Consider the following 26561-nt stretch of genomic DNA (forward strand, 5'->3'; position numbering starts at 1 on the left):
GGATTATCATCATTATTTTCAATCATCATCTCCAGATCCCATAGGAGGCTAAGATGTATGCTTTAACCAACTGCATTATATATACCGGTCATGACAGGCTGGATAATCATGCTGTTATCATTGATGGCGACTTAATTAAACAAGTTTGCCCAATACAAGAGTTACCCGAACAGATTGAAAAACGTAATCTGAATGGAGCAATTCTTTCTCCCGGCTTTATTGACCTGCAAGTCAACGGTTGTGGTGGTGTTCAATTTAATGAGCGGCTAGAAGATATTGCAGAAAAAACGCTGGATATCATGCAAAAAGCCAATGAACGCTCTGGCTGTACTAGCTACTTGCCGACTCTGATTACCAGTACAGATGAATTGATGATAGCCTCCGTTGAGGCAATGCGTATTTATCTAAAGCATAATAAGTTTCAGGCTTTGGGCCTGCATCTGGAAGGGCCTTACCTCAATCCGGTAAAAAAAGGCACTCACAATCCAGAAATTATCCGTAAACCTACAGCTGAAATGATAAATTTCCTGTGCGATAACGCGGATGTCATTACCAAGCTAACTCTCGCACCAGAAATGGTGGAACAGAAATACATTCACCAGCTGATCGAATCAGGGATTGTGGTTTCTGCCGGTCATTCCAATGCCAGTTATGAAGAAGCCCGACTGGGATTCCGGAACGGCATAACTCTCTCAACCCATCTCTATAATGCGATGCCATATATTTCTGGTCGCCAGCCTGGCCTGATTAGCGCTATCTTTGATACACCAGAAGTTTACGCGGGCATTATTCCCGATGGTTTGCATGTTTCATGGCCAAATATTCGCAATGCGAAACGTCTGAAAAAAGATAAGTTGATTCTGGTAACGGATGCCATACTTCCCGCCGGGATGGATACTTCTACCAATAAAATGGAGCATTTCACCTTTGCCGGTAAAACCATATACTATCGGGACGGATTATGTGTCGATGAAAATGGCACGTTAAGTGGCTCTTCTATCACTATGATAGACGCCGTTAAAAATAGCGTTGAACATGTTGGTATTGCTCTGGATGAAACACTGAGGATGGCAACACTCTACCCAGCCCGTGCAATTGGTGTTGATCAATATCTTGGCACTATTGAAGCCGGTAAAATTGCTAACCTCACCGTTCTCAGTCACGACTTTGAAATCTGCAAGACCATTGTTAACGGAAAAGAAACTGATATCTAATGGACAAAATAACCGATGAGTTATAGCAGCACACAAAAGCAAATTGGTAATATTGACCTTGTAAAGCAACTTAACGGCGCTGTGGTATACCGGTTAATTGATCAACAAGGACCGATATCCCGGATTCAAATTGCAGAGCAAAGTCAACTTGCACCCGCCAGCGTAACTAAAATTACTCGTCAGCTACTTGAGCGCGGCCTGATTAAAGAAGTCGATCAACAAGCCTCTACCGGAGGCCGCCGCGCAATTTCAATCGTTACAGAAAATCGTCATTTCCATACTATCGGTGTCCGCCTTGGCCGCCATGATGCCACTCTTGCTCTTTATGACATGAGTGGCAAAGCATTGGTTGAAGAGCATTATCCATTGCCTGAAGCCACTCAGCAAAAAGTCGAAAACCAGCTTATCCGAGCAATAGAAAACTTTATTCAACAAAATCAGCGCAGGATCCGCGAATTAATCGCTATTTCAGTTATCTTGCCGGGATTGGTTGACCCAGATACCGGTATCGTCCGTTATATGCCTCATATTAAAGTGACTAACTGGACTCTAGTCGATAACCTGAAAAAATATTTCAACATGACCTGTTTCGTTGGTCATGATATCCGCAGTCTAGCCTTGGCTGAACGCTATTTTGGTGCCACCCGTGATTGTGAAGACTCAATATTGGTACGTATCCATCGGGGTGCAGGTGCCGGGGTAATTATAAACAGCCAGATATTCCTCAATAATAGAGGGAATTTAGGTGAAATTGGTCATATTCAAATTGATCCGCTCGGTGAGCGTTGTCATTGTGGCAATTTTGGTTGTCTGGAAACTATCGCCTCCAACTCAGCAATTGAAGCACGCGTTCAGCATCAATTAAAGCAAGGTTTTCCAAGCCAGCTAACATTGAATAACTGCAATATCAGAGCCATCTGTCAGGCCGCCAATCAGCATGATCCATTAGCATCTGAAGTGATAAAAAATGTCGGTCATTATCTTGGCAAAGCCATTTCTATCGCCATTAATTTATTTAACCCACAGAAAGTTGTGCTGGCGGGAGAAATTACTGAAGCGCAAAATGTGCTCTTACCCGCTATTCAAAGTTGTATCAATACTCAGGTTTTAAAAGAATTTCGCGAAGATCTGCCAATCGTTGTGTCTGAACTAGTTCACTGTTCCGCTATTGGCGCCTTCGCTCTGACCAAACGTGCTATGCTTAATGGTGTCCTGTTACAACGCTTACTCGAAGGGTAATATTCATTTTTTGTTGGTTTTACCATCAAAATGATTATAAGCCAAACAAACAAGCGACCTTAAGCAGATTTCAAGAAAAAAGCAGTTGACGCATTTAGCTGATATACGCATAATGCGCCCCGCAACGCCGATGAAGGTAATGCAAAAAGATGGCTACGTAGCTCAGCTGGTTAGAGCACAGCACTCATAATGCTGGGGTCACAGGTTCGATTCCCGTCGTAGCCACCATCTTTGCGGGAGTGGCGAAATTGGTAGACGCACCAGATTTAGGTTCTGGCGCCGCAAGGTGTGCGAGTTCAAGTCTCGCCTTCCGCACCATTCTTTCATCAGGTTGTCATTATTCAGATGGGGTATCGCCAAGCGGTAAGGCACCAGGTTTTGATCCTGGCATACCCAGGTTCGAATCCTGGTACCCCAGCCATCATTCTGATAAAACAACACGTTGTACAGTGATTACTTTCAGTTGGGGTATCGCCAAGCGGTAAGGCACCAGGTTTTGATCCTGGCATACCCAGGTTCGAATCCTGGTACCCCAGCCATTAGCTGAATGTCATTCACTGGTATTTTACGATAAAGTCTCTTTCGTCGTGAAATGGCTACGTAGCTCAGCTGGTTAGAGCACAGCACTCATAATGCTGGGGTCACAGGTTCGATTCCCGTCGTAGCCACCATTTAATTGGGGTATCGCCAAGCGGTAAGGCACTGGATTCTGATTCCAGCATTCCCAGGTTCAAATCCTGGTACCCCAGCCAGATTCAGAAAACCTGCTTTCGGGCAGGTTTTTGCTTTCCAAATCTTCTAATTTCCCCTTACTTACTACCTAGAAATGTATAAAAAAGAGTAAACTATCCACGCCATATATAGATTTACGACGTGTTTATGATCTACCAATGCCAATTCTATCGGTTACAATCCCAACGCATATTTAAGCGCCGCTTTTTTCATTACTCCAGCTCGTTGGGCTGCCATCAATGCCAGATTACGTGCAACTTTCAGCCCCGGTAACTCATTACTGAACACGGTGTAAAACAGATCCATTCCAGCCTGCATCATCAGGTTATCCGGCATTCTGTAACGCTGATAGCGCATAAGTACTTCCAGTGAATCCCATTTTTCAGTTAATTCTCTGGCCTTCACCAAAACATTAAGCAACGTATCCACATCCCGATAACCAAGATTTACCCCCTGCCCTGCCAATGGATTAATGGTATGAGCCGCATCGCCCAACAATACTAATCCTTCACGCACATAACTGTTAGCGTGATGACGAGCCAAAGGAAATGAGCCGGCGGCCACAGGTGTCACTTTACCTAACCGCACAGGAAATGCCTGAAAAATCTCCTGCTCAAGTTGGGCCATTGGCATTGCCTGTAACTGCCGTATACGGGCCGGTTTGTCATACCACACCAACGAAGCCCATTGGTCAAATAGCGGAAGAAATGCTCTTGGGCCAGAAGGGAAAAACTGCTGCCAGGTAATATCTTGCTGTGGCTGCTCGGTTTTTACTGTAATCAACATACAAGACTGTCTGTATTGCCAACCACGGCTACCAATCCCCGCCATTTGCCGAACCTGAGAACGAGCACCATCAGCCCCGGCAATCAAACAGGTATTCATTTCAGTTCCATTATCCAGAGTGACCAACCAGCCCGCTTTCTGCCGCTGCATTGATTGTAGTACCGCAGGGCATAGCAAAGTCAAATTAGGATATTTTTCAAACTGTTGCCACAGCGCCAGCTGCAAAATACGGTTTTCAACCATATAGCCTAATTCAGGCAGACCCAGACCTTGTGCATCAAATACCAAATTAGAATCGTTCTGCTCCCAAGTCTCCAATTTACGATACGGCGCACTGCGCATCTGCAATACCGCATCCCATGCACCGAGTTGTTTGAGCAAATCTACAGAAGCACAACTGATTGCCGATACGCGCACATCAGGATGACTCTGTGCATCATAAGATTGTGGTGGCTGATGATCCAACAAAGCAACTGTCCAACCTTCCTGCGCCAACCCCAATGCTGTCGCAGCACCGATCATGCCAGCACCAACCACCACTACATCAAAAGTCTGTTGTGAATTATTCATATCAGTCATGCTATTAACTCATTGATTGGCACAGTGTACCGGATTTTTAATCCTTCGGTAGAGAATATCCTGTTTAACAGTCTGGTCACTGCTCCCTCAAATGACTACAATATCCGACAACTTTAATGCCTAATACACAACTGCTTTTGCAGTGCAATAATCTCCTTAAGCACTGTAGAAAGCTCGGATGCACAAGAAAATGTCGACGATAAAAAAACTGTATATTAAAACTTGGGGCTGTCAGATGAATGAATATGATTCATCTAAAATGGCCGACCTGCTGGAAAGTACTCACGGTTATCAATTAACCGATGTCGCCGAAGAAGCAGACATTTTACTATTGAATACCTGTTCAATCCGTGAAAAAGCCCAAGAAAAAGTTTTCCATCAGTTAGGCCGCTGGAAAAATCTGAAAGATACCAATCCAGATATCATCATTGGTGTCGGTGGCTGCGTAGCTTCTCAGGAAGGTGATTTCATCCGTCAGCGCGCCCAGTGTGTAGATATTATTTTTGGGCCGCAGACACTGCACCGTTTACCTGAAATGATCAACCAGGTGAAAGGCACCCGCAGCCCGGTTGTTGATATCAGCTTCCCGGAAATTGAAAAATTTGACCGTCTGCCTGAACCGCGTGCTGAAGGTCCATCTGCATTCGTTTCTATTATGGAAGGTTGCAACAAATACTGTACTTTCTGTGTCGTACCTTATACCCGTGGTGAAGAAGTCAGCCGCCCGAGTGATGATGTTTTGTTTGAAATAGCCCAGCTTGCCGCACAGGGTGTACGTGAGGTTAATCTTCTCGGGCAGAACGTGAATGCTTATCGCGGTGCAACTTATGATGGTGATATCTGCTCTTTCGCTGAGTTAATCCGTTTGGTCGCGGCGATAGATGGTATTGACCGTATTCGTTTTACCACCAGCCACCCCATTGAATTTACAGACGATATTATTACTGTTTATGAAGATATACCGGAATTGGTTAGTTTCCTGCATTTGCCGGTACAAAGTGGTTCTGATCGCATTCTGACACTGATGAAACGTGCGCACACAGCCCTTGAATATAAAAGTATTATCCGCAAACTGCGTAAAGCACGACCAGAGATCCTCATAAGCTCTGACTTTATTATCGGCTTCCCAGGTGAAACCCAGGACGACTTTGAGAAAACCATGAAATTGATCGCTGATGTCAATTTCGATATGAGCTACAGCTTCATCTATTCTGCCCGTCCAGGAACGCCAGCCGCAGATCTACCTGATGACGTCAGCGAAGAAGAGAAAAAACAGCGTCTTTATTTATTACAACAACGCATCAATCAACAAGCTATGAGCTACAGCCGTGCTATGTTAGGTAGTGTACAACGTATTCTAGTTGAAGGAACTTCCCGTAAAAATGTAATGGAACTTTCCGGCCGTACTGAAAATAATCGGGTCGTCAACTTTGAAGGCCAACCTGATATGATTGGCAAATTCGTTGATGTCGAAATTGTTGATGTCTACGCCAACTCACTACGCGGTAAAGTTATCCGTACCGAAGATCAGATGGATCTTCGTATACACGAATCACCTGAATCCGTCATAGCCCGTACCCGTAAAGAAGATGAAATCGGGGTCGGCACTTATCAGCCTTAAATATAGAGATACTCAGTGATTCAACAAACTCATTCACAAGTCGCAACCCAGGAAATTTTTCTCGAACCGGCCGACAATCAGCGCCTGATGGGCCTGTGTGGCCCGTTTGATGACAATTTGAAGCAGCTTGAACGCCGGCTGGGCATTGAAATCAGCCATCGTGACAACCGTTTTAAATTGATGGGCAAACCGTTAAGCGTTAGTGCCGCCACCAATATTCTACGCCATTTATATGTGCAAACGGCCCCTGTTCGTGGTGTTATCCCTGATATCAAACCAGAGCAAATTCACCTGGCAATTACAGAGAGCCGGGTTCTGGAGGAAGCAGCCGAAAGCATACCTGAGTACGGCAAATCCGTTAATATTCGTACCAAACGTGGCATGGTAAAACCACGCACGCCCAATCAGGCACAGTATATTGCCAATATTCTCAACCATGATATTACGTTCGGAGTTGGCCCTGCCGGCACAGGCAAAACTTATTTGGCCGTTGCCGCTGCGGTTGATGCTCTGGAACATCAGGAAATCCGCCGTATCCTGCTAACCCGCCCGGCAGTAGAAGCGGGTGAAAAATTGGGTTTCCTACCTGGCGACCTGAACCAGAAAGTTGATCCATACCTGCGCCCTCTCTACGACGCCTTGTTTGAAATGCTGGGTTTTGAAAAAGTTGAGAAGCTGATCGAACGTAACGTTATTGAAGTTGCCCCATTAGCTTATATGCGTGGGCGAACACTGAATGACGCGTTTATTATTCTGGATGAGAGCCAGAACACAACCATTGAGCAGATGAAGATGTTCCTGACCCGTATCGGCTTCAACTCCAAAGCGGTTGTCACTGGTGACGTTACGCAGATTGACCTGCCTCGTGGACAGAAGTCCGGCCTGCACCACGCGATTGAGGTTCTGTCTGAGGTCAGTGAATTGAGTTTTAACTTTTTCCACAGTGATGATGTTGTCCGTCATCCGGTTGTTGCCAAAGTGGTTATCGCCTATGAAGAGTGGGAAGCAACAGAGCAAAAACGTAAGCAGACACTCAGTGAACAACGCAAACAGGAAGCACAATGAGTTCAGTCATACTTGATTTACAAATTGTCAGTGAGAATTCACACGGTCTTCCTGAGGAAACCCTATTCCAGCGCTGGCTGGGTGGGGTTTTACCTCAATTTCAATCTGAAAGTGAGGTAACAATCCGCATTGTTGATGAAGCAGAAAGCCACGACTTAAATCTGACGTATCGCGGTAAAGATAAACCAACAAATGTGCTATCTTTTCCATTTGAAGCCCCACCAGAGGTCGATTTACCCCTGCTTGGTGACCTGATTATCTGTCGTCAGGTCGTTGAAAAAGAAGCGGAGGAGCAACAAAAAACAGTAGAAGAACATTGGGCACATATGGTTGTGCACGGCTGCCTGCATCTACTGGGCTATGACCATATCGAAGATGATGAAGCAGAAGAAATGGAATCTCTGGAAACAGAAATTATGCAAAAGCTAGGTTATGCTGATCCCTATCTTGCAGAAAAAGAGTAACCACTCTCACCATTTTTATGCTAAAAAATACCAACAATAACTTACTTTAATGGGAAATTTTCATTAAAACGCCATGAGCGACGACCATCCTTCAAGTAACGATAACCTTGGCCCTAAGAAAGGGTTTTTTACACTTCTTCTTAACCAGCTCTTTCACGGTGAGCCAAAAAGCCGTGATGAACTGGTGGAATTGATCCGTGACTCTGAACAAAACGATCTGATTGATCCTGATACCCGCGATATGCTCGAAGGGGTCATGGATATTTCTGATCAACGTGTCCGCGATATCATGATCCCCCGTTCCCAAATCGTTACCTTAAAACGTAATCAAACCCTGGACGAATGTCTGGATGTGATTATCGATTCGGCTCATTCACGTTTCCCTGTGATCAGCGAAGACAAAGATCACATTGAAGGGATTTTAATGGCAAAAGACTTATTGCCATTTATGCGCACCGATGCCCCACCATTTAGCATAGATAAAGTTCTGCGTCAGGCTGTCGTTGTACCTGAAAGTAAGCGGGTTGACCGTATGCTGAAAGAGTTCCGTTCTCTACGTTATCATATGGCAATCGTCATTGATGAGTTTGGTGGTGTATCGGGTCTGGTTACTATCGAAGATATTCTTGAACTGATCGTCGGTGAAATTGAAGACGAATACGATGAAGAAGAAGATGTCGATATTCGGGCCCTAAGCCGTCATACCTATACGGTGCGAGCGCTAACTCAGATTGAAGACTTTAATGAAGCCTTTGGTACCCAATTCAGCGATGAGGAGGTGGATACTATTGGTGGTCTGGTTATGCAAGCATTCGGTCACTTACCCGCCAGAGGGGAATCTGTTGATATCAACGGTTATCTCTTTAAAGTTGCGATGTCCGATAGCCGGAGAATCATTCAGGTTCATGTTACGATACCAGACGATGCGCCAATGCCTAACCTTGAAGAAAAATAGAGTCTGGATGAACAAAGTCTCATTATTAAATTGCCAGCGGCTTCGTGCCTTGCTGGCACTATCTTTCGGAGCCAGTGGAACACTGGCTTTTTCACCTTTTGGCTTCTGGCCTGCCGCCATTATCTCCTTATTTGGGCTACAACTTCTGACTTTAAACAGAACAGTCCGGCAAGCAGCATTTATTGCTTTTTGCTGGGGGTTAGGTCTGTTTGGCACGGGGGTAAACTGGGTGTATGTCAGCATTGCCAATTTTGGTGGCATGCCAACCGCTGTTAATATTCTGCTGGTCATATTACTTGCAGCCTATCTCTCACTCTATCCTGCGTTATTTGCTGGCTTGCTCAACCGTTTTTTCGCAAAAACGAACGGGTTGAGACTCGCGGTAGCAGCGCCTGCATTATGGCAACTCACCGAATTCCTGCGTGGCTGGGTTCTGACCGGTTTTCCCTGGCTACAATTCGGCTACAGCCAATTAGATGGCCCAATGGAAGCCATCGCACCTATATTAGGTGTTGAAGCCATCACTTTCCTGTTAATGGCTGTCAGCGGGTTATTAGTTCTGGCTGTCACGCACCGAAAAATCGTCGCTGGTATTATCGCCATCGCTATTCTGCTATTACCATGGCCAATGCGCCATTATCAGTGGTACAACCTGTTGCCTGAAAAAGCCGTTGATGTGGCACTGGTTCAAGGAAATATCCCACAATCCCTAAAATGGGACCCAAAAATGCTCAGTGAAACCCTCGACGTCTATATGAGTAACAGCCTGCCATACATCGGTAAAATACCGATAATCATCTGGCCGGAATCTGCCATTCCTTCACTGGAAAATTACCAACGTCATTTTCTGGCAAAATTGGATATGCTATTACGCAATCAGCACACCAGCCTTATTACCGGCATTGTTGATGAAAGAGCAGTCGGCAACAGCTATAAGACCTATAACAGTCTGATTGTCTTGGGTGATAAAATACCTTACCAATATCCCGCAACCATCCGCTACGATAAATATCATCTGGTACCATTCGGCGAGTTTGTTCCTCTGGAATCTCTGCTCCGACCGTTGGCACCATTCTTCAATTTGCCAATGTCTTCATTCAGCCGTGGTAACTACACTCAACCACAACTTTCTGTTGCAGGATATCATCTGACCGCCGCCATTTGTTATGAAATTATACTTGGTGAGCAAGTTCGTGCTAATTTCAAACCAGACACCGAATTTTTGCTGACGGTTTCCAATGATGCCTGGTTTGGGCGCTCAATCGGCCCCTGGCAGCATTTCCAAATGGCACGTATGCGTTCCCTCGAATTAGGACGCCCATTGTTGCGTGGTACAAATAATGGCATTACAGCCGTTATCGGCCCGGATGGGAAAGTGCAGGCAGCACTCCCACAATTTACCCGTAATGTTTTAACCGCCAAGGTGACACCCACAACCGGGATAACACCGTATGCACGCTGGGGTAACTGGCCCATATGGGGAGCCACGGTATTGTTTACCCTATTTGCGCTGATATATAACCGTCGACAATCTTGATCCAAATATCCATACAAACAAAAGGGAGCGAAATGACTCCCTTATGTCATGCAGCAACAAATATAGCGCGGTAGCCAAGGTCGATGAATTAACTTACAAATCAACCCTCGGTAAAGAGCTTATCGAACTCGTCAAGGTAAGAGCTTCCCAAATATACTTTGCCCAACCCCACCATTGATCCCCTCGGATACAATCCGGCATGGTTATTCTGTAATAACACCAAATAACTGTCACTGATAGTTAACCATGCCAATCCTCAATGATTGATGTTACACAAATAACCTGATTAAATGATTTATTGGTATTAATTTCAGCCCTCCTTATTACTTTGGCACGTTAATTGCTTTTATCTCTATGAATAAAAAGGAAAATACTTGTTTCACTAACAAAGAACGGGAAAGTGCACCAAAAAGGTGATAATCACACACCTTAATTGTGCAAAATAAGTAGCATTGTTCATTTATAGTGCGAGACAGCTCCCGAAATAGAAACAATTCATTTTCATTAACTAACCCTTTTGTACTATTTTCTAACATTATATACACATATAACAGCAAATGATCCTTGGTTAAAAACAAATCACCAAAGAGACTTTTGCAAACACAATATCGCAAACGATAATCACACCAAAGGAGTTGTATATGCGAATGCGTAACCTAGTATTAACCATGATGTTACTTGGCGCAGCAGGTGCTGCTCAAGCCGAAGAATTAACAGGGACACTGAAAAAGATAAAAGATGATGGCGTGATCATTGTGGGACACCGTGAATCCTCCGTACCTTTTTCTTACTACGATAACCAACAAAAAGTCGTTGGCTACTCACAGGATTATTCTAATCTGATTGTTGAAGCTGTGAAGAAGAAACTGGACATGCCAAATTTGCAAATAAAATTGATACCCGTGACCTCTCAAAATCGTATCCCATTGTTACAAAATGGGACTTATGATTTCGAATGTGGTTCCACTAGCAATAACCTTGAGCGTCAAAAACAAGCCACTTTCTCTAATTCCATCTTTATTGTTAGTACTCGTTTGCTGACTAAAAAAGATTCCGGCGTAAAAGATTTCCCGGATTTAGTTAGTAAAAACGTTGTTGTCACCTCCGGTACGACTTCTGAAATATTGCTGAATAAACTCAACGACGAGAAAAACATGAAAATGCGCATCATCAGCGCAAAAGATCATGGTGACTCATTCCGTACTCTGGAATCCGGTCGTGCAGTCGCCTTTATGATGGATGATGCTCTATTGGCTGGTGAACGCGCAAAAGCGAAAAAGCCCGCTCAGTGGGAGATCGTGGGTAAAGCTCAATCTAAAGAAGCTTATGGTTGCATATTACGCAAAGACGATCTTGAGTTCAAAAAGCTGATCGATGAAACCATTATTCAGGCACAAGCCTCTGGCATAGCAGAAAAATCATTTGAGCGCTGGTTCAAACATCCGATTCCTCCCAAGAATCTGAACTTGAACTTCTCTTTGTCTGATGAAATGAAAGCACTATTTGAATCGCCGAATGATAAGGCACTTAACTAAAAAATATAATTAAAAAAATGACAATTTGATTGGCATCACAGGGTGCGAGGTGGCCGTTCCCTACCTCGCTTTTTTTTCCCCCAGCCAATCAAACGTTTTCAAGGGATCAAGCCATACCCTTGCAGGGAGTATTATCATGTCAATTAATTGGAACTGGGACATCTTTTTGCAAGCTGCCCCTTTCGGCAATACCACTTATCTCGGCTGGTTGATCGCCGGATTTCAAGTGACCATTGCCTTGTCTATCTGCGCCTGGATTATCGCCTTCGTTGTCGGTTCATTCTTCGGCATCTTACGCACTGTTCCCAATAAAATATTATCTGGGATAGGGACCTGTTATGTTGAACTTTTTCGTAACGTACCATTGATTGTTCAATTTTTCACCTGGTATCTGGTTATGCCTGAGCTGCTGCCGGAAAAAATCAGTATATGGTTTAAAATTGAACTGGATCCTAACATCCAGTTTTTTATTTCGTCCACTATCTGTTTAGGTCTTTTCACCGCTGCACGTGTATGTGAGCAGGTTCGGGCTGCCATACAATCATTACCACGCGGTCAGAAAGCGGCGGGGTTAGCAATGGGGTTAACCCTGCCACAAACCTATCGCTACGTCCTGCTGCCAAATGCTTACCGAGTCATCATTCCACCAATGACTTCAGAAATGATGAATCTGGTAAAAAATTCCGCTATCGCCTCCACTATTGGCCTCGTGGATATGGCGGCACAGGCAGGTAAATTACTCGACTACTCAGCACATGCTTATGAATCATTTACTGCGATTACACTGGCCTATGTCGGAATCAATCTGGTGATTATGCTTACCATGCACTTGCTTGAGAAGAAAGTGCGTTTACCGGGTAATATTGGAGGTCAATAAATGTACGAATTTGACTGGAGTTCTATTGTTCCCAGTATCCCTTTTCTACTGCAAGGCTTAGTCATTACAGCAAAAATCACCATTATTGCTATCGTTATCGGTATCCTTTGGGGAACCGTACTAGCCGTTATGCGTCTCTCTTCTGTAAAAGCCCTGAGCTGGTTTGCAACTTTATATGTCAATCTGTTCCGTTCTGTACCATTAGTCATGGTACTGTTATGGTTCTATCTGATTGTGCCCAGCCTATTGCAAGATGTTCTGGGAATTTCACCCAAAACAGATATTCGTTTAATTTCAGCCATGGTCGCGTTTGCATTTTTCGAAGCAGCTTACTATTCAGAAATTATCCGTGCGGGGATTCAGAGTATTTCCCGCGGACAATCTTCGGCGGCACTGGCATTGGGGATGACGTCAATGCAAAGTATGAGGATGGTTATTTTGCCTCAGGCATTCCGTGCGATGACCCCGCTATTACTGACACAGGGAATTGTGCTGTTTCAAGACACCTCATTGGTGTATGTACTCAGCCTGACGGACTTTTTCCGTACTGCGGCAAATATCGGTGAGCGTGATGGTACTCAAGTTGAAATGATTCTGTTTGCTGGTTTTGTTTATTTTATTATTAGTTTTGCCGCATCTATGCTGGTTAACTATTTGAAGAAAAGGACTGTTTGATGATCTCCCTGAAAAATGTATCCAAATGGTATGGCCAATTTCAGGTTCTTGCTGACTGCTCAACTGAAGTTAAAAAAGGTGAAGTCGTTGTGGTCTGTGGCCCGTCTGGCTCCGGCAAATCCACCCTGATAAAAACGGTCAATGGTCTGGAATCCATCCAGCAGGGTGAAATTCTGGTTAATGATATTAAAGTCAATGACAAAAACACCAATCTAGCTCAATTACGTTCAAAAGTCGGTATGGTGTTCCAGCACTTTGAGCTGTTCCCGCACCTCTCCATCATTGAGAATCTTACTTTGGCTCAGGTTAAGGTGCTTAACCGTGATAAAAAAGCGGCAGAAGAAAAAGGGCTGAAACTGCTTGAACGTGTCGGGCTTGCCAGTCAGGCCAACAAATTCCCGTCACAACTTTCCGGTGGTCAGCAACAACGCGTGGCAATCGCCCGTGCACTTTGTATGGACCCTATTGCCATGCTGTTCGACGAACCCACTTCCGCACTCGACCCTGAAATGATCAATGAAGTACTCGATGTCATGGTTAAGCTGGCGGACGAAGGTATGACTATGATGGTTGTTACCCATGAAATGGGTTTTGCCCGTAAAGTAGCCAATCGGGTTATCTTTATGGATGAAGGCAAAATTGTTGAAGACAGTAAGAAAGAAGATTTCTTTGCCAATCCAAAATCGGATCGCGCCAAAGAGTTTCTGGCTAAAATTCTTCATTAGTATTATCTCATTTCCGGTGGTGATGCCCGTTGCCACCGGATTTTCCCTCAGAACCCCTGTTGCTTGCGTATCAAATCAGATATGCTATGCCGACCTCATATTTCACCAACTAAATGATTGCTACAAGCGTAGCTTTTTACTCACCATAGGATCATCGGTGTCATGCAAGAACAATACCGTCCAGAAGATATAGAGCCGCAAGTTCAGCTTCACTGGCAAGAGAAGCAAACTTTTAAAGTGACAGAAGACAACAGCAAAGAAAAATATTACTGCCTGTCCATGCTACCTTACCCTTCTGGCCGACTACACATGGGTCACGTACGTAACTACACTATTGGTGATGTTATCTCTCGTTACCAGCGTATGCTTGGCAAAAATGTCCTGCAACCTATTGGCTGGGATGCATTTGGCCTGCCCGCAGAAGGCGCGGCGGTAAAAAATAACACCGCACCAGCCCCATGGACCTATGCCAACATCGAATATATGAAAGGCCAGTTGAAAACACTGGGTTTTGGTTACGACTGGGATCGCGAAGTCACTACCTGTACCCCTGAATATTACCGTTGGGAACAGTGGTTTTTCACCAAACTGTATGAAAAGGGCCTTGTTTATAAAAAAACCTCTGCTGTTAACTGGTGCCCCCACGATCTGACCGTTCTGGCCAATGAACAAGTGGTTGACGGCTGCTGCTGGCGTTGTGACACCAAAGTTGAACGTAAAGAAATTCCACAGTGGTTTATCAAAATCACTGATTATGCCGAAGAGTTGCTAAACGATTTGGATACGCTGGAAGAGTGGCCTGAGCAAGTCAAGACCATGCAACGCAACTGGATTGGTCGATCCGAAGGTGTAGAAATCACGTTTGATGTGGCTGATAGTCAGGAAAAACTGACCGTCTATACCACCCGTCCTGATACATTCCTGGGCGCTACTTATGTCGCTGTGGCCGCAGGTCATCCTCTGGCAAAACAAGCAACAGAAAATAACCCTGAGCTGACCGCTTTCATTGATGAATGCCGTAACACCAAAGTTGCTGAAGCAGATATGGCAACAATGGAGAAGAAAGGCATAGCAACTGGCATGTTTGCTATTCATCCATTAACCAAAGAGAAGGTGGCAATCTGGGTTGCAAACTTCGTTTTGATGGAATATGGCACCGGTGCGGTCATGGCAGTTCCTGGTCACGACCAACGCGATTGGGAATTTGCGACAAAATATAACCTGCCAATCAAAGCCGTTATTCTGGACAGTGAAGGCAACGAACCGAATGTTCATGAAGCACCGGTGACAGACAAGAATGTCCTGTTCAACTCCGGAGAATTCAGCGGCCTGAATCACGAAGCTGGTTTCAACGCCATTGCGGATAAACTGGTCGAAATGGGCGTAGGTAAACGTAAAGTCAACTATCGTCTGCGTGATTGGGGAGTTTCCCGTCAGCGTTATTGGGGTGCTCCTATTCCAATGGCAACGCTGGAAGATGGTACCGTTGTACCAGCACCAGAAGATCAACTGCCGGTTATTCTGCCGGAAGATGTCACCATGAATGGTATCACCAGCCCGATTAAAGCTGATCCTGAGTGGGCAAAAACCACTATCAACGGCCAGCCAGCGCTGCGTGAAACAGATACCTTCGATACCTTTATGGAATCTTCCTGGTACTACGCTCGTTACACCTGTCCAGAATATGACAAAGGTATGCTTGATCCGGCGGCGGCTAACTACTGGCTGCCAGTTGATCAATATATCGGTGGTATCGAACACGCTATCATGCACCTGATGTATTTCCGTTTCTTCCACAAACTGATGCGTGACGCAGGTATGGTCAATTCTAACGAACCAGCAAAACGCCTGTTGTGTCAGGGAATGGTTCTGGCCGATGCTTTCTACCATATCGGCAAAAATGGCGAAAAAGTTTGGATTCCCCCAGCTGATGCCCTTGTTGAACGTGATGATAAAGGTCGTATCATCAAGGCGACAGACAGAGAAGGCCATGAGCTGGTTTACACCGGCATGAGCAAAATGTCTAAATCCAAAAACAACGGTGTTGATCCACAATTGATGGTGGAAAAATACGGAGCCGATACCGTCCGCTTGTTTATGATGTTCGCTGCTCCACCAGAATTGACTCTGGAATGGCAAGAGTCCAGTGTTGAAGGAGCAAACCGCTTCCTGAAACGGGTATGGCGTCTAGTTTATGAACATACCAGTAAAGGAGCAACTCAGCCGCTGGAGATCACAAATCTAACCGTGGAACAAAAAGATCTGTTCCGTAATCTGCACAAAACCATTGCTAAAGTTACCGATGATGTCGGTCGCCGTCAGGCATTCAACACTGCCATCGCTGCCGTGATGGAATTGATGAATAAACTGACTCGCGCACCACAGGAGACGGAGCAGGATCGCGCACTGATGCAAGAAGCGCTGTTGGCAGTCGTCCGTATGTTGTCACCAATCACGCCTCACGTTTGTTTTACTATGTGGCAAGCTCTGGGCGGTGCAGGCGATATCGATACGGCTGACTGGCCGCAAGCTGATGAGCAGGCCATGGTTGATGACACCAAACTGGTCGTCATTCAAGTCAATGGTAAAGTACGTGGCCGTGTTACCGTCCCAGCAGATTCCACTAAAGAATATGTTCATGACATGGCAGCAAAAGAGTATGGGGTGGCGAAATACCTTGAAGACGTCACTATTCGTAAGGTCATCTATGTACCAGGCAAACTGCTGAATCTGGTCGTCGGCTGATAAAGGAGGCAATGTGCGGCATCGTATTTTAACGTTGTTGCTGGGGTTAGCGGTGCTGGTCACCGCTGGCTGCGGTTTTCATCTGCGTGGTACCACTCAAGTACCACCGGAGCTCAAAAAGCTGCAATTAACGAGCAGTGATCCATATGGGCCTCTGACTCGTTCTGTGCGCCAACAACTTCGTCTGAATAACGTCACTATTCTTGAGAATGGTAGCGCCGAAATTCCTATTCTGAGGCTAATCACTTCTTCTGAAAATAAAGACACTGTTTCCGTTTTCCAGGACGGTAAGGCGGCTGAACGCCAATTGACACTGTATGTCGATGCACAGGTTATTATGCCAAACGGTAGCGTCTACCCGCTTCAATCCAGAGTTGACCGTTCTTTCTTCGATAACCCATTAGAAGCATTGGCAAAAGATGCGGAAAACGAAATGATCAATCAAGAAATGCGCGAACAAGCTGCACGTCAGTTAGTTCGCCAGTTACTGACTGTTCACAGCGCAGAAAAACAGAAAGCCAGAGAAAAACAAGCGGAACAGCAAGCTGCACAAGCACAATGATCAGACTCTATTCCGAACAACTGGTTTCGCAGCTCAACGAAGGGCTGCGAAACTGTTATCTGATATGGGGCAATGAACCCCTGCTATTACAGGAAAGCCAAGATCACATTCGCAAGGCGGCTGAACAGCACGCTTTCACTGAACACTTCACTTATGCTCTGGACAATCATACCGAATGGGATGAAGTATTCAGTATTTGCCAGTCATTAAGCCTGTTTGCCAGTCGTCAAACCCTCACTTTACTGCTACCAGAAAATGGCCCCAACACGGTAATGGCTGAAAAACTGGTAAAACTGGCGGAATTACTTCATCCAGATATCTTGCTGATATTGCGCGGTTTGAAATTGACCAAAGCTCAGGAAAACAGTAGCTGGTTTAAAACATTAGGGAAAAATGGTGTTTACATCAGTTGTCAAACGCCCGAATTGAACCGCCTGCCTCAATGGGTCGCGCAACGAGCCAAAGTCATGAAACTGACTCTGGAAGAGCAAGCCAATCAACTGTTGTGTTACTGCTATGAAGGAAACTTATTGGCGCTGACTCAGGCTCTTGAGCGGCTCTCCCTGCTATATCCAGATGGTAGACTGACCTTACACCGTATTGAAAATGCGGTGAATGACGCGGCTCACTTTACACCTTATCACTGGGTAGACTCTCTGTTATTGGGTAAAGCAAAACGAGCCTGGCATATTCTAAAACAGTTACAACAGGAAGATTGCGAGGCCGTTATTCTGTTACGTACCCTACAGCGTGAATTGCTGCTGCTACTTACACTAAAGCGCCAGAGCACCACAACTGCTATAAAAACTCTGTTAGATCAACATCGAATATGGCAAAACCGCCGCCCGTTACTAACCAATGCACTGCAACGCTTAACTCAGCATGATTTACAGCTGGCAGTCCATTTACTTGTACAAATGGAACTCCGGGTGAAACAAGATTACAGTCAGTCCGTTTGGCCAGATTTAGAAACAATTTCCATGTTGTTATGTGGGAAAACATTACCTGAGAGCTTTTTTCATGTCTCACGCCATTGATTCTATTTGTCCGACTTGTCCGACACATCCCGTTATTCAGGCATTATTTGGTGGGACATTTGACCCAATTCATTATGGGCACCTGCATTCAGTTGAAGCTCTGGCACATCAAACTGGCCTAAAGCAAGTGATTCTACTGCCAAATCACGTCCCTCCCCACCGCCCACAGCCAGAAGCTACCGCGCAACAACGGCTTGAAATGGTTCGTCTAGCAGTACAGGACAATCCACTATTCACCGTCGATACCCGTGAACTGGAGCGTACTACCCCATCGTACACAATTGATACGTTGGGATCATTCCGTCAAGAGTTTGGTGAAAATCAACCTCTGGCATTTATCATCGGCCAGGACGCGTTGTTATCACTGCATACCTGGCATCGCTGGCAGGAACTGCTGAATATCTGCCATTTGCTGGTTTGTGCTCGTCCCAGTTATCAAACCCAACTTTCTACAACTGAAATGCAGCAATGGCTTACGCAACATCAAATCAGCGATCCCGCTCTACTTAGTCGCAAACCTAATGGTTATGTCTATCTGGCAGATACGCCACTGTTACATATCTCAGCAACAGATATCCGCCAATGTCTCCAGCAAGGGCTAAGTTGTGATGATTTGTTATCCCCTTCAGTACAAAAGTATATAAATTCACAGGGGTTATATCGCCAATAGCGAAATCTGCCCCGATTAGTCACTTAGTTGGCTTACCCTTGGGTAACCTGGCATGCTATTATTCCGCACTATTTGCTCAATTTTGATAAAAAATAAGGATGAACCTTTTGCAAGGTAAAGAACTCCAACAGTTTGTTATTGATAAACTTGAAGACTCCAAAGCACAGGATATTATTTCTCTGGATGTTCAGGGGAAATCCAGCATTACCGATTGCATGATTATCTGCACCGGAACCTCCAACCGCCATCTGATGTCTGTCGCAGACAATTTGGTTGGTGACTGCCGTGCGAGTGGTTTAACTCCACTGGGTGTTGAGGGACAGGGCATATCTGACTGGATTGTCGTAGACCTCGGTGAAGTTATTGTCCATGTCATGCAGGAAGAGAGTCGCCGCATGTATGAACTTGAAAAGCTTTGGAGCTGAGTTTGAAGCTGCAATTAGTCGCTGTAGGTACAAAAATGCCGGACTGGATACAGGCCGGCTTTATGGATTATTTGCGCCGTTTTCCAAAAGACATGCCATTTGATCTGGTAGAAATTCCGGCTGGGAAACGAGGTAAAAACGCGGATATTAAACGCATTCTGGAAAAAGAAGGCGAACAAATGCTGGCCGCTGTCGGCAAAGGCAACCGTATTGTTACTCTGGATATTCCTGGTTCCCGTTGGGAAACACCTCAACTGGCGCAACAACTTGAACATTGGAAACAAGATGGCAGAGATGTCAGTCTGCTGATAGGCGGGCCCGAAGGTCTTGCGCCAGCATGTAAAGCTGCCGCAGAACAGAGCTGGTCACTGTCGCCACTGACCTTGCCCCATCCTTTGGTCCGGGTTTTAGTTGCAGAAAGCCTGTACCGGGCATGGAGTATTACCACCAATCATCCCTATCATCGGGAATAATTTGGTTACCAACGGATAAAGCGAATTCTGGCAATGGGATGAAAAATAAACGTACCCCTTTTCGTGATTACACGGCTGAATCAGCCCTGTTTGCCCGCCGCGCATTGGTGGCGTTTATTGTTATCCTGGTACTGACTGGTGTCTTGGTTGCCAATCTTTATCATTTACAAATCACCCGCCACGAAGACTACCAAACCCGCTCAAACGAAAACCGCATTAAACTGGTTCCAATCGCGCCAAGCCGGGGTATTATTTATGACCGTAAAGGCACACCATTGGCGCTTAACCGAACAATTTACCAGTTGGAAATTGTACCTGAAAAGGTAGAACATCTTGAGCAAACCCTAAATGATTTACGGGATGTTATCGATCTAACTGACGAAGACATTGCCAACTTTGAAAAAGAACGTAAGCGCTCACGCCGCTTTACCTCTATCCCATTGAAAACGTCGCTTGATCATATTCAAGTGGCGCGTTTTGCTGTTAACCAGTACCGTTTCCCCGGCCTTGAAATAAAAGGCTATCAACGCCGTTTCTACCCTTATGGTTCAGCATTGACTCATATCATTGGCTATGTCGCTAAAATTAATGATAAAGATGTGGAACGGTTGGATAAGGAAGGGATTTTACCCAATTATGCAGCCACCCATGATATCGGCAAGCTGGGTATTGAACGTTATTATGAGTCTGTTTTACACGGCAGAACCGGTTATGAAGAAGTCGAAGTCAATAATCGTGGCCGTGTAATACGTCAATTACATGAACAACCGCCACAGGCCGGACAGGATATTTACCTGACTATCGATCTTGAATTGCAGATCTATATTGAGAAACTTCTCACAACCAGCCGAGCCGCTGTCGTTGTCAGTGATCCACGGAATGGGGAAATTCTGGCCCTGGTATCTAACCCAAGTTATGACCCAAACCTGTTCGTAAACGGTATCTCCAATAAAAACTATCAGGAATTATTAAACAACCCTGACCGACCGCTTATTAATCGTGCGACTCAAGGGATTTATCCTCCTGCTTCAACGGTTAAGCCTTTCATTACCGTTGCAGCACTCAGTACAAACGTTATCAATAAAAATACAACCCTCTTTGATCCGGGATGGTGGCAACTGCCGGGTTCAGAAAAACGCTACCGTGACTGGAAACGCTGGGGGCATGGTAGTCTCAATGCATATAGAGCCATTGTGGAATCTGCGGATACTTTCTTCTATCAAGTTGCCTATGATATGGGTATTGATCGTTTGTCTGAATGGATGACCAAATTTGGTTATGGCGAATACACCGGAATCGACCTAGCTGAAGAACGTACAGGCATCATGCCAACCCGCGAATGGAAGCAAAAGAAATATAAAAAACCCTGGTATCAGGGAGATACTATTCCTGTGGGTATCGGCCAGGGATACTGGACAGCAACCCCCATTCAAATGGTCAAGGCGCTGACAACCTTAATTAATGACGGTAATGTAAAAACGCCGCATCTGTTACTGGGTAAAAAGTTGAAAGGTGAGATGCTCCCTTATCAACAACCAGAAAACGTTCAGATAGGTGATATCCATTCAGGGTACTGGGAACTGGCAAAAAGTGGTATGTATGGTGTTGCTAACCTGCCAAATGGTACCGGCCACAAGAGTTTTATCGGCACACCGTATAAAGCGGCTGCCAAATCAGGAACAGCACAGGTCTATAGTTATGAAACTTACAATGCCAGTAAAATTGCTGAACATTTACGGGATCACAAACTAATGATTGCTTTCGCCCCTTATGAGAATCCGACAGTAGCCCTTTCCATTATTTTAGAGAATGGGGGTGCAGGTCCGTCTGTGGGAACCCTTGTTCGCCAAATCCTCGATCATGTACTGTTAGGGGATAACAATACTATATTACCGGATGCTGCCCCTGCACCACCCGGAACAGAAAGTGACTAATGACACTATGACAGAAAACCCAAAAAAGGTTCCTCTCTGGACCAGATTACATATCGACCCGCCATTACTGCTGTGCATTCTGGCACTACTGGTATACAGCGCTTTTGTTATGTGGAGTGCCAGCGGTCAAGATATGGGGATGATGGAGCGCAGAATCGGCCAAATCGGTGCCGGATTTGTTGTCATGATCATTATGGCGCAGATCCCACCAAGAGTTTATGAAAGCTGGGCACCTTATCTCTATATTGTTTGTATCATTTTACTGATTTTTGTCGATGCTTTCGGGCAAATCAGTAAAGGGGCACAACGCTGGCTCGATCTGGGGATCATCCGTTTCCAGCCTTCTGAGATTGCCAAAATCGCAGTACCACTGATGATTGCTCGTTTTATGAACCGCGATTTATGTCCACCATCGCTGAAAAATACTACTATCGCTTTAATGCTGATTTTTCTACCCACTTTACTGGTCGCCGCCCAACCAGATCTGGGTACTTCAATTCTGGTCGCCGCTTCTGGTCTGTTTGTCCTGTTCCTTGCAGGAATGAGCTGGCGACTGATTGGTATTGCGGCTCTGTTATTGGCCTGTTTTATCCCTATTTTGTGGTTCTTTCTGATGCATGGATACCAGCGTGATCGCGTAATGATGTTACTTGATCCAGAAACTGATCCATTGGGTAAGGGTTACCACATTATTCAATCGAAAATCGCTATTGGCTCCGGTGGCTTATCAGGTAAAGGTTGGTTGTTCGGGACACAATCTCAGCTAGAATTTCTTCCAGAACGCCATACTGACTTCATATTTGCCGTATTATCGGAAGAGCTTGGTTTAATTGGCGTGCTACTGTTATTAACATTATATTTGCTATTAATTATACGCGGGCTGGTTATCGCAGCCAGAGCACAGAATACTTTCGGCCGGGTCATGGTTGGCGGCCTAATGTTAATCTTGTTTGTTTATATTTTCGTAAATATCGGCATGGTGAGCGGTATCCTGCCTGTGGTAGGGGTTCCTCTACCATTTGTCAGTTATGGCGGTTCAGCATTGATCGTCTTAATGGCGGGTTTCGGAATTATAATGTCGATTCACACACACCGAAAATTATTGTCTAAAAGTTTATAAAGAAGAGGTTTCAATGCGTCAACACTGGCTTATACTCGGCATGATTGTGGCTTCATTATCCGGCTGTACCACTCCTGACGAGCAAAAATCTTCCCCGTTACCCGCAGTACCAACGCAGGATGTTCTGGGCGCGGAGCCTCATTATGAGCCTTATCACCCCAGCGCCAATAATGATTATCAGATGAACGGACATATTTATCATATTGTTCAAGACCCATCTCAGTTCAGTGAAACGGGTTATGCCAGTTGGTATGCCGCAGAATCCAGTGGCAAAATGACAGCGATTGGTGAGCGTTTCAATCCTTATGCTCTGACAGCAGCCCACCCCACCCTACCAATTCCGAGCTATGTCCGCGTGACCAACTTGAGTAATGGCCGTATGATGGTTGTCAGAATCAATGACCGTGGTCCCTATAAACAGGGGCGGATTATCGATCTGTCAAAAGCTTCTGCTGAACGCCTGAACCTGACTCAAAGTACCAAAGTTAAGATTGATTTTATTCAGGTTGCCCAAGATGGTTCTTTATCGGGTCCCGGTACTGTCGGCAGCCAGATAGTTAAACAGAGTTATGCGCTACCCGGCAGGCCAGTTCTAACAACCGGGCCACTGGGAACACCAACAATGGAGAATGTCCCGGATCAAACGAATAGCCAGACTTCGGCAAATCAACCGGTGGAGCAAACACGACGGTTAACTGTACAGCCGGAAGTCACTGGGCAACTACCCGCAATGAAATTACAGCCGCCTAAACCTGTGACAAACAGTGCGTTAACAACGGCTGCACCAACCTCTTCAACAAATGGTTTTATGGTCCAGGTTGGTGCGGTTAGCAGTGAACAACGGGCAAAAGAGTGGCAACAAACCCTGGAACAACGCTTCAATGTTCAAGGCCGAATAACCCAATATAGCAACGTTTATCGTGTACAATTGGGGCCATTCAATAATCGTCAACAGGCTACCGATTTACAACAGAAACTGGCTGATCAAATACAACAATCCTCCTTTATCGTCAGTCCTTAATTGTTCGCTTACTGATATCTGGCTTTAGTTCAGATATCAGTAAGCGAGGTAAAAAAATGTAAACCTGCTGCTTGTTAAAATTTGCCAATGTCAGTATTTTTTTCATTTGCTATGATGTGGCCCGATATCAACCTTTTCTCACGGATGTTGTCCAACCGACCATGAAATATACAACCACTTCTCGTTTTATAAAAAGTGCCACCCTGGGTATTGCGCTGGCAATAAGTGCTTCTGCCTTTGCCGATGGAAACGATGTAAACCTGAAAACGATGATCCCAGGTGTACCTCAGATTGATGCTGAAGCTTATATTCTTATCGACTATAACTCAGGCAAGGTTCTGGCTGAGATGAACGCGGACGCACACCGTGATCCTGCCAGTTTGACAAAAATGATGACCAGTTACGTTATTGGTCAGACAATCAAATCAGGCAAAATCGGCCCAAATGATATGGTCACTGTTGGTACTGATGCATGGGCAACAGGTAATCCGGTATTTAAAGGCTCCTCCCTGATGTTCCTCAAACCAGGAGATCAGGTTTCGGTTTCTATGTTATCTCGCGGTATAAACCTGCAATCCGGTAATGATGCCTGTGTTGCAATGGCGGATTATGTTGCCGGCAGCCAAGAGTCTTTCGTTAATCTAATGAACAGCTATGTAACATCCCTTGGCTTACAGAATACACATTTCAAAACTGTTCATGGTCTGGATGCGGAAGGCCAATACAGCTCTGCCCGTGATATGGCGCTGATTGGTCAGGCCCTGATCCGCGATGTTCCTGAAGAGTATGCTATCTATAAAGAGAAAGAATTTACCTACAATAATATCCGTCAAACAAACCGAAACGGCTTATTGTGGGATAAAAGCCTGAATGTAGATGGTATAAAAACCGGACATACGAATGCCGCAGGCTATAATCTGGTCGCTTCTGCAATGGAAGGCGATATGCGTCTGATTTCTGCGGTATTAGGCGGCCATACTTATAAGGGCCGTGAAACAGAAAGCAAGAAACTGCTGACATGGGGGTTCCGTTTCTTCGAAACCGTCGAGCCACTGAAAGCTGGCAAAGAATTCGCTTCTGAACCGGTTTGGTTCGGAGACAACGATAGGGTTCAGCTAGGTGTTGATAAAGATGTTTATCTGACTATTCCCCGCGGTCGTCTGAAAGATTTGAAAGCCAGCTATGTCATGAATAATACTGAACTACATGCACCGCTAGCGACAAATCAGGTTGTCGGCACCATCAATTTTCAACTTGATGGCAAGACTGTCGAACAGCGCTCATTAGTCGTTATGAACGAAGTGAAAGAAGGCAGCATCTTCAGTCGTTTTATCGATTACATCAAACTGCTATTTCATCATTGGTTTGGCTAGTTCCTGAGATAGTTAAACGACAAAAAAACATAACCCACAGAAGCGAGCCAGGCTACAGTCTGACCGCAATAAAAATCCCCGCGATTTAAGCAGGGAAGATATCGAATTTTACACAAAAGACTGACCGTACGTATTGCGGAAAGCAAAACAGGAGCGCCCATGAAAACGAAATTAAATGAACTGCTTGAGTTCCCTTGTTCATTCACTTACAAAGTGATGGGTCTGGCTGAACCTGAGTTAGTCAATCAGGTCGTTGAAGTGGTTCAGCGCCATGCGCCGGGCGATTACTCTCCACAAGTGAAGCCAAGCAGCAAAGGCAACTACCACTCAGTATCCATTACGATTAATGCAACTCACATTGAACAGGTAGAAACTCTGTACGAAGAGTTAGGTAACCTTGAACTGGTACGGGTAGTGTTGTAATACAAACCAGAAAAATCCCCTGTAATTTCACAGGGGATCTTTTATCTATCAGAAACACCACAGTTTCAAGTGGACTAAACTGGTGAGAACCTCTTCTGAGGGTTATACTGACCCAATCTTATCGCTATCAAATGATGTTTCAATTGCAACATAAAACGATCTTCTTACGCCAATTAGGAATACAACCCTACGAGCCGATTTCTGATGCAATGCACTTGTTTACTGAGCAGCGAGATACTGATACACCCGATGAAATTTGGCTGGTACAGCATCCAAAAGTATTTACTCAGGGGCAGGCAGGTAAATCTGAGCATCTGCTATCTCTCGGTGATATCCCGGTTATTCAATCCGATCGCGGTGGGCAAGTCACTTATCATGGTCCCGGCCAGCAGGTTATGTATGTCATGATTGACATCAAACGCGCCAAAATTGGTGTACGGCAACTGGTTACAGCAATAGAGGATACCGTAGTTAAAACACTTGCCTACTTTGGTGTACAAGCTTATACCCGTCCGGATGCTCCAGGTGTTTATGTCGAGGAAGCCAAAATCTGCTCTCTAGGATTACGAATACGTAAAGGCTGCTCTTTCCACGGACTGGCACTTAATATCGCAATGGATTTAGAACCATTTCTGCGTATTAATCCCTGTGGCTACGCCGGTATGAAAATGATTCAACTTAGTGATTTAGTCCCTGGAATTACTGTTGAGCAAGTACACCCCATTTTGGTAGAAAAATTTTGCCAACAGTTAGGATTTAAACTGAATAGTTAAA

At 45.1% G+C, this 26561-nt stretch carries 24 protein-coding genes and 6 tRNA genes; 29 read left to right on the forward strand and 1 reads right to left on the reverse strand.

The features are described 5' to 3' along the window. Positions 1–53: 53 nt before the first annotated feature. From nagA to ACGF7G_RS14380, 8 genes are all read left to right on the forward strand, one after another. Positions 54–1214 (forward strand): N-acetylglucosamine-6-phosphate deacetylase, encoded by a 1161-nt coding sequence (gene nagA, locus ACGF7G_RS14345; RefSeq protein ID WP_387466348.1) that lies wholly within the window; start codon positions 54–56, stop codon positions 1212–1214. Positions 1215–1229: 15 nt separating this feature from the next. Continuing rightward, entirely contained in the window at positions 1230–2453 is a 1224-nt protein-coding gene (locus ACGF7G_RS14350) for an ROK family protein (protein ID WP_133816189.1), read from the forward strand. 151 nt (positions 2454–2604) lie between these two features. Further along, a tRNA-Met gene (locus tag ACGF7G_RS14355) sits at positions 2605–2681 on the forward strand. A gap of 5 nt (positions 2682–2686) precedes the next feature. Then, positions 2687–2771, forward strand: a tRNA-Leu gene (locus ACGF7G_RS14360). Positions 2772–2799: 28 nt separating this feature from the next. Further along, positions 2800–2874: transfer RNA gene (locus tag ACGF7G_RS14365), tRNA-Gln, on the forward strand. A gap of 43 nt (positions 2875–2917) precedes the next feature. After that, positions 2918–2992, forward strand: a tRNA-Gln gene (locus tag ACGF7G_RS14370). 55 nt (positions 2993–3047) lie between these two features. Then, positions 3048–3124 (forward strand) — tRNA-Met (locus ACGF7G_RS14375). 6 nt (positions 3125–3130) lie between these two features. After that, a tRNA-Gln gene (locus ACGF7G_RS14380) sits at positions 3131–3205 on the forward strand. Between the two features lie 154 nt (positions 3206–3359). On the opposite strand, the gene ubiF is transcribed toward ACGF7G_RS14380, so the two are convergent. Beyond that, positions 3360–4541: a 3-demethoxyubiquinol 3-hydroxylase gene (gene ubiF, locus ACGF7G_RS14385; protein WP_207627332.1), complete on the reverse strand. Its 1182-nt coding sequence runs from the start codon at positions 4539–4541 to the stop codon at positions 3360–3362. A 199-nt stretch (positions 4542–4740) separates the two neighbouring features. On the opposite strand from ubiF, the gene miaB reads away from it, so the two are divergent. The 21 genes from miaB (at position 4741) to lipB (ending at position 26560) form a co-directional block, all read left to right on the forward strand. Further along, complete coding sequence (miaB, locus tag ACGF7G_RS14390) at positions 4741–6171, forward strand: tRNA (N6-isopentenyl adenosine(37)-C2)-methylthiotransferase MiaB (protein ID WP_387466350.1); 1431 nt, start codon at positions 4741–4743, stop codon at positions 6169–6171. Between the two features lie 87 nt (positions 6172–6258). Then, on the forward strand, positions 6259–7236 hold the full coding sequence (locus ACGF7G_RS14395) for a PhoH family protein (RefSeq protein ID WP_207627333.1): 978 nt from the start codon (positions 6259–6261) through the stop codon (positions 7234–7236). Further along, positions 7233–7700: an rRNA maturation RNase YbeY gene (gene ybeY / locus ACGF7G_RS14400; protein ID WP_387466352.1), complete on the forward strand. Its 468-nt coding sequence runs from the start codon at positions 7233–7235 to the stop codon at positions 7698–7700. The genes ACGF7G_RS14395 and ybeY overlap by 4 nt, the downstream gene beginning before the upstream one ends. Before the next feature lie 73 nt (positions 7701–7773). Further along, entirely contained in the window at positions 7774–8655 is an 882-nt protein-coding gene (gene corC, locus ACGF7G_RS14405; protein WP_387466354.1) for a CNNM family magnesium/cobalt transport protein CorC, read from the forward strand. A gap of 7 nt (positions 8656–8662) precedes the next feature. Next, a complete protein-coding gene (lnt, locus tag ACGF7G_RS14410) occupies positions 8663–10192 on the forward strand; it encodes an apolipoprotein N-acyltransferase (RefSeq protein WP_387466356.1) in 1530 nt (509 codons plus the stop codon). A 641-nt stretch (positions 10193–10833) separates the two neighbouring features. Further along, positions 10834–11727, forward strand: coding sequence for a glutamate/aspartate ABC transporter substrate-binding protein (locus ACGF7G_RS14415; RefSeq protein WP_387466358.1), 894 nt, complete (start codon positions 10834–10836; stop codon positions 11725–11727). A gap of 136 nt (positions 11728–11863) precedes the next feature. Then, entirely contained in the window at positions 11864–12604 is a 741-nt protein-coding gene (locus ACGF7G_RS14420; RefSeq protein WP_387466359.1) for an amino acid ABC transporter permease, read from the forward strand. Then, entirely contained in the window at positions 12605–13279 is a 675-nt protein-coding gene (gene gltK, locus ACGF7G_RS14425; RefSeq protein ID WP_133816182.1) for a glutamate/aspartate ABC transporter permease GltK, read from the forward strand. After that, entirely contained in the window at positions 13279–14004 is a 726-nt protein-coding gene (locus ACGF7G_RS14430; protein WP_350304877.1) for an amino acid ABC transporter ATP-binding protein, read from the forward strand. The genes gltK and ACGF7G_RS14430 overlap by 1 nt, the downstream gene beginning before the upstream one ends. 162 nt (positions 14005–14166) lie before the next feature. Further along, positions 14167–16749 (forward strand): leucine--tRNA ligase, encoded by a 2583-nt coding sequence (gene leuS / locus ACGF7G_RS14435; RefSeq protein WP_387466363.1) that lies wholly within the window; start codon positions 14167–14169, stop codon positions 16747–16749. Between the two features lie 13 nt (positions 16750–16762). After that, positions 16763–17311, forward strand: coding sequence for an LPS assembly lipoprotein LptE (gene lptE / locus ACGF7G_RS14440; RefSeq protein ID WP_387466365.1), 549 nt, complete (start codon positions 16763–16765; stop codon positions 17309–17311). Further along, a complete protein-coding gene (gene holA / locus ACGF7G_RS14445; protein WP_387466367.1) occupies positions 17308–18348 on the forward strand; it encodes a DNA polymerase III subunit delta in 1041 nt (346 codons plus the stop codon). The genes lptE and holA overlap by 4 nt, the downstream gene beginning before the upstream one ends. Then, positions 18332–19018: a nicotinate-nucleotide adenylyltransferase gene (gene nadD, locus ACGF7G_RS14450; protein ID WP_133816177.1), complete on the forward strand. Its 687-nt coding sequence runs from the start codon at positions 18332–18334 to the stop codon at positions 19016–19018. The genes holA and nadD overlap by 17 nt, the downstream gene beginning before the upstream one ends. Before the next feature lie 98 nt (positions 19019–19116). Continuing rightward, the gene (rsfS, locus tag ACGF7G_RS14455) at positions 19117–19443 is read left to right on the forward strand and encodes a ribosome silencing factor (RefSeq protein ID WP_166295963.1); all 327 of its coding nucleotides are present in this window, start codon (positions 19117–19119) and stop codon (positions 19441–19443) included. A 2-nt stretch (positions 19444–19445) separates the two neighbouring features. Beyond that, entirely contained in the window at positions 19446–19916 is a 471-nt protein-coding gene (gene rlmH / locus ACGF7G_RS14460) for a 23S rRNA (pseudouridine(1915)-N(3))-methyltransferase RlmH (RefSeq protein ID WP_133816175.1), read from the forward strand. Positions 19917–19954: 38 nt separating this feature from the next. Continuing rightward, positions 19955–21850 carry a peptidoglycan DD-transpeptidase MrdA gene (mrdA, locus tag ACGF7G_RS14465; RefSeq protein ID WP_387466370.1) on the forward strand — a complete coding sequence of 632 codons (1896 nt, stop codon included), beginning with the start codon at positions 19955–19957 and terminating at the stop codon, positions 21848–21850. A 7-nt stretch (positions 21851–21857) separates the two neighbouring features. Beyond that, positions 21858–22970 (forward strand): peptidoglycan glycosyltransferase MrdB, encoded by a 1113-nt coding sequence (gene mrdB, locus ACGF7G_RS14470; protein WP_387466385.1) that lies wholly within the window; start codon positions 21858–21860, stop codon positions 22968–22970. A 13-nt stretch (positions 22971–22983) separates the two neighbouring features. After that, a complete protein-coding gene (gene rlpA / locus ACGF7G_RS14475; RefSeq protein ID WP_387466371.1) occupies positions 22984–23991 on the forward strand; it encodes an endolytic peptidoglycan transglycosylase RlpA in 1008 nt (335 codons plus the stop codon). 161 nt (positions 23992–24152) lie between these two features. Beyond that, on the forward strand, positions 24153–25364 hold the full coding sequence (gene dacA, locus ACGF7G_RS14480) for a D-alanyl-D-alanine carboxypeptidase DacA (RefSeq protein ID WP_387466373.1): 1212 nt from the start codon (positions 24153–24155) through the stop codon (positions 25362–25364). A gap of 159 nt (positions 25365–25523) precedes the next feature. Continuing rightward, positions 25524–25787 carry a DUF493 family protein YbeD gene (gene ybeD, locus ACGF7G_RS14485; RefSeq protein WP_011145617.1) on the forward strand — a complete coding sequence of 88 codons (264 nt, stop codon included), beginning with the start codon at positions 25524–25526 and terminating at the stop codon, positions 25785–25787. A gap of 131 nt (positions 25788–25918) precedes the next feature. Next, on the forward strand, positions 25919–26560 hold the full coding sequence (gene lipB / locus ACGF7G_RS14490) for a lipoyl(octanoyl) transferase LipB (RefSeq protein WP_133816171.1): 642 nt from the start codon (positions 25919–25921) through the stop codon (positions 26558–26560). Position 26561 lies beyond the last annotated feature (1 nt).

The sequence above is a fragment of the Photorhabdus sp. RM323S genome (assembly GCF_042879375.1).
In the GTDB taxonomy this organism is placed as follows: Bacteria; Pseudomonadota; Gammaproteobacteria; order Enterobacterales; family Enterobacteriaceae; genus Photorhabdus; species Photorhabdus tasmaniensis.